The organism is Wohlfahrtiimonas larvae, from assembly GCF_002006755.1.
Taxonomy (GTDB): Bacteria; Pseudomonadota; Gammaproteobacteria; order Cardiobacteriales; family Wohlfahrtiimonadaceae; genus Wohlfahrtiimonas; species Wohlfahrtiimonas larvae.
In genome coordinates, this window is the sequence record NZ_MVDO01000216.1 from 1 (window position 1) to 8,410 (window position 8,410).

The 8,410-nt window shown below is 35.6% G+C and carries 8 protein-coding genes and 1 pseudogene; 3 read left to right on the forward strand and 6 right to left on the reverse strand.

The genetic code is table 11. The features are described from left to right. From BZK14_RS11190 to BZK14_RS11210, 5 genes and pseudogenes are all read right to left on the reverse strand, one after another. Positions 1 to 220, reverse strand: a pseudogene (locus tag BZK14_RS11190) (metalloprotease); the annotation flags it as partial. A 105-nt stretch (positions 221 to 325) separates the two neighbouring features. Beyond that, positions 326 to 2,929: an ATP-dependent chaperone ClpB gene (gene clpB / locus BZK14_RS11195; RefSeq protein WP_077926562.1), complete on the reverse strand. Its 2,604-nt coding sequence runs from the start codon at positions 2,927 to 2,929 to the stop codon at positions 326 to 328. 109 nt (positions 2,930 to 3,038) lie between these two features. Beyond that, positions 3,039 to 3,905 (reverse strand): class II glutamine amidotransferase, encoded by an 867-nt coding sequence (locus BZK14_RS11200; RefSeq protein ID WP_077926563.1) that lies wholly within the window; start codon positions 3,903 to 3,905, stop codon positions 3,039 to 3,041. A gap of 142 nt (positions 3,906 to 4,047) precedes the next feature. Beyond that, positions 4,048 to 4,251, reverse strand: coding sequence for a cold-shock protein (locus BZK14_RS11205; RefSeq protein WP_008316013.1), 204 nt, complete (start codon positions 4,249 to 4,251; stop codon positions 4,048 to 4,050). Positions 4,252 to 4,439: 188 nt separating this feature from the next. Next, positions 4,440 to 5,243: a formate/nitrite family transporter gene (locus BZK14_RS11210; protein WP_077926564.1), complete on the reverse strand. Its 804-nt coding sequence runs from the start codon at positions 5,241 to 5,243 to the stop codon at positions 4,440 to 4,442. 104 nt (positions 5,244 to 5,347) lie between these two features. Between BZK14_RS11210 and folK the strand changes: the two genes are divergently transcribed. Further along, positions 5,348 to 5,860 carry a 2-amino-4-hydroxy-6-hydroxymethyldihydropteridine diphosphokinase gene (gene folK / locus BZK14_RS11215; protein ID WP_077926565.1) on the forward strand — a complete coding sequence of 171 codons (513 nt, stop codon included), beginning with the start codon at positions 5,348 to 5,350 and terminating at the stop codon, positions 5,858 to 5,860. On the opposite strand, the gene BZK14_RS11220 is transcribed toward folK, so the two are convergent. Continuing rightward, the gene (locus BZK14_RS11220) at positions 5,828 to 7,093 is read right to left on the reverse strand and encodes an MFS transporter (protein WP_077926566.1); all 1,266 of its coding nucleotides are present in this window, start codon (positions 7,091 to 7,093) and stop codon (positions 5,828 to 5,830) included. The genes folK and BZK14_RS11220 overlap by 33 nt on opposite strands. A 273-nt stretch (positions 7,094 to 7,366) precedes the next feature. Between BZK14_RS11220 and BZK14_RS11225 the strand changes: the two genes are divergently transcribed. After that, on the forward strand, positions 7,367 to 7,762 hold the full coding sequence (locus BZK14_RS11225; protein ID WP_077926567.1) for a hypothetical protein: 396 nt from the start codon (positions 7,367 to 7,369) through the stop codon (positions 7,760 to 7,762). 61 nt (positions 7,763 to 7,823) lie between these two features. Then, positions 7,824 to 8,410, forward strand: a 587-nt coding sequence (locus BZK14_RS11230; protein ID WP_143691461.1) for a BapA/Bap/LapF family prefix-like domain-containing protein, incomplete at its 3' end; no start/stop codon positions are given.

Consider the following 8,410-nt stretch of genomic DNA (forward strand, 5'->3'; position numbering starts at 1 on the left):
AACGCTTTGTATATGTACTATTGGCTGGTGCAATTTTAGATTGCGCATCCATTTGCTGACAAGATTGGTTGCTTAAATTTTTTACATCAGCATCAGATAATGACATGGCTTGTAAGCTTTGTGCGCCTAAGGACATTGCATCATCTAAAGATAAACTTTTACAGCCTGCCAAAGTGATGAGAGCTGTTGTGGATAGGATCATGAGCGGTGATTGTTTCATAAAAGGACCTGTCTTCATTATAGTTTTTAAAATTTTTATGATTATACATGCTTATTGCTCAAAAAAAATCGCCCCAATATGGAGCGATTTATAATTTGATTTCAGTTAATCGTTGTGTTTCACGTGGAACGTTAAATCATCTTGAATGAGTACATCATCTTTTGGTTTGAAATCACCATTCAAGAATGCTTTCGCCAATGGGTTTTCCAAATGGATTTGGATCGCACGTTTCAATGGGCGAGCACCAAATACAGGATCATAACCTATTTCACCTAATTCATCTAAGGCCCCATCAGTAATGGATAAGTAGATGTCTTGATCCGCTAAACGCTGAATTACACGATCCACTTGTAACTTAGCAATTTGACGAATATTGGATTTATCCAATGGATGGAACACAACAATATCATCAATACGGTTGATAAATTCTGGGCGGAAATGTTGTCCTACAACATCCATCACAGAAGCTTTAATCGCTTCGTATTGATCTTTCGCATCCAAACCAGTCAATGCTTGTGTTTGTTCTTGAATAATGCTTGAACCTAAGTTAGATGTCATCACGATCACAGTATTTTTGAAATCAACTGTACGACCTTGTCCATCGGTTAAGCGACCATCATCTAATACTTGCAACAAGATGTTGAAGACATCAGGATGCGCTTTTTCAACTTCATCCAATAGAATGACAGAATAAGGACGACGACGAATAGCTTCTGTTAAATAGCCACCTTCTTCATAACCCACATAACCAGGAGGCGCACCAATCAAACGAGCCACAGAATGTTTCTCCATGAATTCGGACATATCAATACGAATCATCGCAGCTTCAGAATCAAACAAGAAGTTTGCCAATGCTTTGGTCAATTCTGTTTTACCAACACCAGTTGGTCCTAAGAATAAGAAAGAGCCAATTGGGCGATTAGGGTCAGATAAACCTGCACGAGAACGACGAACTGCATCAGCAACTGCTGTAATCGCTTCTTTCTGCCCAATCACTTGGTTGCCAATGAATTGTTCCATGTGAAGCAATTTTTCACGTTCACCTTCTAGCATTCTTGTTACAGGAATGCCAGTCCATTTAGAAACAATCTCTGCAATTTCTTCAGAAGTAACATTGGTACGCACCAATTGATTTTTAGCACCTGCATTATCTTCATTGGCTTGAGCTTCTTTCAATTGTGCTTCCAAGGTTGGAATCTTGCCATATTGCAATTCACTCATTTTTGCTAAATCACCAGAACGCTTTGCAACTTCCATCTCATTGCGAGCTTTTTCTAAATCTTCTTTCAAAGATGTCGCGCCTTGCATTACACTTTTTTCTTTTTTCCAAATCTCTTCTAAAGATTCATATTCCTTAGATAAATCTGCGATTTCTTGCTCTAAAATTTCTAAACGTTTTTTAGAAGCTTCATCTTTCTCTTTACGAATGGCTTCACGTTCGATTTTTAACTGAATCAAGCGACGATCCAATTTATCCATTTCTTCAGGTTTGGAATCAATTTCCATACGAACCAAGCTTGCTGCTTCATCGATTAAGTCGATGGCTTTATCAGGCAACTGGCGATCTGTAATGTAACGATTCGATAGCGTTGCAGCTGCCACAATTGCAGGGTCAGTGATTTCAACACCATGATGGATTTCGTAGCGCTCTTTCAAACCACGCAAAATTGCAATGGTATCTTCAACTGTTGGTTCTTCTACTAATACACGTTGGAAACGGCGTTCAAGTGCAGGATCTTTTTCAATATATTGACGATATTCATCCAAGGTTGTTGCACCAATACAGTGTAATTCACCACGAGATAATGCAGGTTTTAACATATTGCCAGCATCCATCGCACCATCGCCTTTACCTGCGCCAACCATTGTATGGATTTCATCGATGAATAGAATGATTTGGCCATCATGTTTGCCTAATTCATTTAAGACAGCTTTTAAGCGTTCCTCAAATTCACCACGGAATTTAGCGCCCGCGATTAATGCGCCCATATCCAATGATAAGACTGATTTATTTTTCAATCCTTCAGGTACTTCACCATTGATAATGCGCTGCGCTAAACCCTCAATGATGGCAGTTTTACCCACGCCTGGTTCACCAATTAATACTGGGTTATTTTTAGTACGGCGAGATAAAACCTGAATACAACGGCGGATTTCATCATCACGGCCAATGACAGGGTCTAATTTACCTTCTTCAGCACGTTTGGTTAAATCCACAGTATATTTAGATAAAGCCTGACGGTTTTCTTCTGAATTAGCATCGTTCACTGAATCACCACCTCGTAAGTTATCGATCACTTGAGATAAAGTTTCTTTTTTTAATCCTGCTTCTTTAAGGATATCGGCGAGCTTACTCTTTTCATCTAAAATGCCCATTAAGAAAATCTCGGATGAAATATATTGATCACCACGTGCATTGGCAGATTTTTCTGCGGCAATTAATGTACGTTGGAAATCTTTACTCACTTGGAAATCATTTGTGCCTTCCACTTGCGGATATTTTTTGACTAAGTTATCCACATCTTCTGTTAGGCGATTCACGTTCACTCGGCACTGGCGCAATAGAGGCAAAATTGAACCATCTTTTTGACGTAACATTGCCAATAAAACATGAGCAGGTTCTAGGAACTGATTATGGTGTTCAATCGCAATACTCTGGGCTTCAGCAAATGCTGTGGATAGGGTTGTTGTAAATTTTTCTGAACTCATATTGAGATCTCCTTATGATTTTTAATTTTAATATTTGACAAAATTATAATGGGATCAATTTTAAGTATTTCAAGAGTTACCCACAAAGTTATCCACAGGATATTAAGGATTAAGTTACAGTATTGGTTGAAGCACCAATTGCTCGAGCTTTGGCTAAAGCATCTTCAATACTTAAGAATTGTGTATCATCAGGGCAATCTCGGAAAATGATTTCCCCTTCTTTAAACATTAATAGCTCATTTTGTGCTAGCTGGGTCCATTGTTCATTGCATGTTAAGGGTAATGTTGCAATCACAGCGACTCGATCATTAGGTGTTGTGACTGCTGAAAAATCAATATTTACATCATCATCCAATAACTTTGCTTCACCAAAAGGAGCTTGACGAATGATGTAATGTAATAAGGTATTAGAATGTGCCATCATCCAATCACCATTGGTTAGGGTAAAGTTTAAAATACCCATAGGTCGAATTTTCTCAGTTAGATGTTTAATTTCATTAAACAGTATTTCATCATTAGGTTTGTGATTATATTTTTGGCGTAAATTTTCTAAGATGTAGCAAAAAGCTTGCTCTGAATCTGTTGTACCTACAGGGCGATAATATTGTTGAGGGCTATCTGAAAAAATTTGATCTAGAGATTGTAGATGTCCATTGTGTGCAAATAACCAATATTCTCCCCATAATTCGCGCATAAATGGGTGAGTATTAGCAAGAGAAACTTGACCAAAAGTTGCTTTACGAATATGAGCAATCACATTTTTAGATTTAATTTGATAACCTTTGATGAGATCGGCAACAGGTGATGATGCACTTGGGCGGTCATCTTGATAGATACGGACTCCTTTGCCTTCAAAAAAGGCTATACCAAAACCATCAACATGAACATCTGTTAACCCTCCTCGGCGGCGGAAACCTTCAAATGAGAAGACAATATCAGTTGGTGTATTGCAGTTCATTCCTAATAATTGGCACATTATTTTGCTCCCATAAAAAAACCCTGATAAATCAGGGTTTAATTATACAGAAAGATACGTTTTAATTCTTATTCACACTTCAGTGAGATCAACAGCTTAAAACTCATTTTTCTTATTATTTTATTTAAAGTAGTTGAATCTATTAAAGACCACGGCAAACAGTAGTTTGTAAACCTTTGTCGCCTTCTTTAGCTTCGAATTCTACCTTTTGACCTTCCGCTAAAGTACGGAAGCCGTCACCTTGAATCGTAGAAAAATGTACGAATACATCTGGTGAACCATCTTCAGGAGTAATAAAACCAAAGCCTTTAGACTCATTGAACCACTTTACAGTTCCGATACGCATATGTTAAACCTCAAACAAAGAGTGACTAAATTCTTAGTCGTTTTTAAACCACTTACCAATCAAATTTGATAAGCATCTTCATGACTTATGAAGATGTAAATACATTACGTGGTATTTGCTCTATTTGCAAGAATTTTGATCAAATAAAGCCTAAATAATTAATAATTAATTTGAATCATTAAAAATAGTTAATCTTTTAAATGTATAACCCATTGAAATAATGAAACAAAAATAGATCCTCCAATAATGTTGCCCAAAGTCACAGGCAACAAGTTTTGAATAAAAAAGTTGTGCCAAGTTAATGTTGTTCTTAATATTTCTGTATCTGTTAGGTGATTTAGCATTTCAGGTGTTGCTAACATTAAAGAATAAATGCCCGCTGGTACCATAAACATATTAGCTACACTATGTTCAAAACCTGCAGCAATGAACAAACCTACAGGTAATAAAACAGCCACCATTTTATCTATTAAAGTATGTGCACTAAGACTCATCCAAACAGCTAAACAAACCATTATGTTACATAAAATACCTAAGCCAACAGCTTCTACAAATGTATGAGCTAATTTATGTTCAGCTGTGGATATATAATAAAGACCGATTTGCCCACCATTATCAAAAGGATGGCCACTCATGATGATTAAGCCAACTAAAACTAAGGCGCCGATAAAGTTGCCTAAATATACTAAGCCCCAATTAGATAACATTTTTTTAAGTGTAATTTTTTGACTAGCAACAGCCATAACAGTCATAGTTGTGGATGTGAATAAATCTGCGCCTAATACGAGTGTGAGCAATAGCCCTAAGCTAAAAACTAAACCACCCACAATTTTGCCAGCCCCCTGAACATTGGCAATGACACAATAAATAAAGCCTAATCCTATGAAAACACCAGCCATCATGGCGCATAATAAAACTTTATGGCTTGGTTTATTGGCCTTAATGCTCATTATATCCAGCGCTTTTTCTGCTGCTACTTTATAATTGTTCATGAATAGCTCTCAAACAAGGTTATTGAAAGAGCATACTTTACTTTACTTTACTTTTATTTTTATAAATTTTACTTTGATCAAACTACACTGCAGAACATCATAACATGAATCAATTATTTATTAGTTACATCGCGTTGGGCTCAAATTTAGAAGATCCTGTCAAACATTTAAACGAAGCATTGCTCGAAATTGAGGCATTATCAGGCACTAAAATCTTAGATAAATCTCAATTTTATCGGACAAAGCCTATCGGACCAGATCAACCTGACATCATTAATGCTGTGATCAAGGTGGCAACACAATTAGCACCGTATGATTTATTATATGCATTACAAAAGATCGAGTTGGATCATGGTCGTGAACGTATCATCCGTTTTGGTGCGCGTACTTTAGATTTGGATATTCTATTATTTGATGATGTTCGACTAGATGATTCAGAATTAACCATTCCTCATCCAAGAATGCAGGACCGTAACTTTGTTTTAATCCCGCTCAAAGAAATAGCGCCAGATTTGCATCTAGCGCCATTTGGTTATATTGATGATTTAATTGCTCAAAATGATCCTGAGGATTATGTGATTCCTTTAGATCTTGAAGCGTTTGGCAACAAATCCTAAATAAATGCCTAAAGCACATAAGAAAATTAGGTAATAGCTTACAATATTTTCACTGAATCCTTGTGCGATCACAGGCACAAGGAATGTGGTTAAGCCACCAAAGAATGCATTGCCAATATTATAAGAGAAGCTCATGCCCGTTAAGCGCACTTGCGGTTCATACAACTTTACAATAAAGATTGGCACACAAGCAACTAAGCCTAAGAATAATGAGCTGAATATATATAATCCGCCGATTAATAATGTGTTGGAATCTGTGCCTAAATAGCTGAAGAAGATTGTGCTACTTGTGCCTAAGATGATCGAGAAGAAAATCATTGTTTTAGATAAGCCAATGCGATCCACCATTAAGCCTGCTATAACACTACCGATAATATTCATGGCAGTTGCGAGTAGTGCTATTTTATTCACAAAAGGTGCTGATAATCCATAAAGCTCAGATTTCATTAGGTTAGGAATTAATAACACCATAATTACACCTGTCATTAATAACCAAGTGGTTAAAATACCAAAGAAACTTTCTTTAAGATATTTCTTCAAGACAGTTTTAATCGGGAATTCACTACTTTTTTCACGCTCTGCTTTGAATTGTAAAAACACAGGTGTTTCTTGTAGATAACGACGCAAATAGAGCGCAAATAAACCTAATCCACCACCAATAATGAATGGAATTCGCCAAGCAAACTCTTTCACTTCTTGTTCAGTAAAAATAATATTAAGAGATGTAGAAATAGCATAGCCAATTAACACACCAAAGGTTAAGCCAGCGGCGATTAAGCTGTTAGCTAAGCCTAAATGGTTTGATTTAACATGCTCTGTGACAAATACATGAGCACTAGGAACTTCTCCACCTAAAGCAATACCTTGTAATAATCGCATGAATAAGAGCAATATTGGTGCCAATATTCCCACGCTTTCATAAGTGGGTAATAAACCAATCATTAATGTTGGTACTGCCATTAGAAAGAGCGAGAGCATGAACATTCTCTTGCGTCCAACAATATCACCAAAGTGTGCCAAAATAATCCCACTCAATGGTCTGACAAAATAAGCAACAGCATAAATCCCATAGATGCTCATTAGTGAGCCTAATTCAGATTGCTCAGGGAAAAAATGGAGTTTTAAAATGGGGATAAAGGTTAAGAAAACGATAAAGTCATAAAACTCTAATGCACCACCCAATGAAGATAATGATAAGGTTTTGATGTCTGATTTTGTTAAAGCATTACTCATCTTAGTTTCCAAAAAATGAACAAAAAAGCATAGTACATTAATTGACGTATGATTGCTTTAAACAACGATGGATATCTGTGTGAATTTATTAGAAAATCAATTAAACATATCTGTAATGTTTGAGTAACAATATATAAAAATTATTTATATCTTAATGACCATAAATTTTTTTTATATACTAAGCTTAGTTCTGATTATAAATTAACCATGATTTAAGTTTAAGTGGTTAATTATTAAAATATTAATTTTAAATATTTACAGGGCTAATTATTAATGCAATATTCTTTATCAATCGGAAAATATTTTTCTATCATACCGATAGTGTTTGTGCTTTTAGGTTGTGCTTCAAGTATTAACCATGAAAAGTATGCAGTAAATCAAGATAAAACAGAACCAATAATAGAAGTTGTTAGAGATAATAAAACCACAACTAATGGATGTAAAACAAACTTTTATATTAATAAAACAAAAGTAGGTACATTCGCTGTACAAGACATTTCTACTTATCAACTTATTCCAGGAATTTATCATTTTTCTGTCGATAATTGCGATGGTAGATGCTCTAAATATAGCTCAGATATTGAGATTAAAGAGGGCGATTCTCCTCAATTTATGTTATCAGCCGATTCAGCTGGTAAGCCATTTATTATTGTAAATAAATCAAAATAAATTTTAATAAAATCTGACTAAATAGTGTAGTGGTTGGAACAAACTTTTAGGGTATAAAATAATGTCGACATTTGTTATTGTAGATAAAAAATCATTGAATGAAATTAGCGTTGATGCTTCTAATATAAATTTAAAGGCTCCATCAAATGTTCATACAAAATTATATAGAGATGATGTTGCTGAATTTATTCAAGATGGTAATAATTTAATTTTAAAATTAAAAAATGGTAAAACAATTACTATTGCTAATTTCTTTGTAAAACAAGATGATGAAGAGTCAGAATTGGTTTTTGAAGATGAAGATTGTGGTTTACCATGGTTACCATTCTTGCTTGGAGGAGCAGGTGTAGCTGGTGCTATAGCAGCAGTGGCGAGCGATAATGGTGGCGATAAAAATACAACATATCCTGAGGTTCCTACAGAACAATCAATTACACCAACAGTGACAGTAACAGGTTATGAGGACAATGTTGGCAAGATCGTGGGTAACGTTAAATCAGGCGAAGCAACAGATGATAATAAACCTGTGATCAGTGGTACAGCAACGAATGCTAAGACTGTTGAAGTGACGATTACGGATGCTGAAGGTCAAGTGTTGACTAAAACAGCAACTGTTGAAGACGGTAAATGGTCATTACCTGAATTAAC

What these genes read in the sequence shown, in the direction of transcription:
- clpB (WP_077926562.1), bottom strand. Translation starts at nt 2,929, where the DNA reads ATGAGTTCAGAAAAATTTACAACAACCCTATCCACAGCATTTGCTGAA.
- BZK14_RS11200 (WP_077926563.1), bottom strand. Translation starts at nt 3,905, where the DNA reads ATGTGCCAATTATTAGGAATGAACTGCAATACACCAACTGATATTGTC.
- BZK14_RS11205 (WP_008316013.1), bottom strand. Translation starts at nt 4,251, where the DNA reads ATGCGTATCGGAACTGTAAAGTGGTTCAATGAGTCTAAAGGCTTTGGT.
- BZK14_RS11210 (WP_077926564.1), bottom strand. Translation starts at nt 5,243, where the DNA reads ATGAACAATTATAAAGTAGCAGCAGAAAAAGCGCTGGATATAATGAGC.
- folK (WP_077926565.1), top strand. Translation starts at nt 5,348, where the DNA reads ATGAATCAATTATTTATTAGTTACATCGCGTTGGGCTCAAATTTAGAA.
- BZK14_RS11220 (WP_077926566.1), bottom strand. Translation starts at nt 7,093, where the DNA reads ATGAGTAATGCTTTAACAAAATCAGACATCAAAACCTTATCATTATCT.
- BZK14_RS11225 (WP_077926567.1), top strand. Translation starts at nt 7,367, where the DNA reads ATGCAATATTCTTTATCAATCGGAAAATATTTTTCTATCATACCGATA.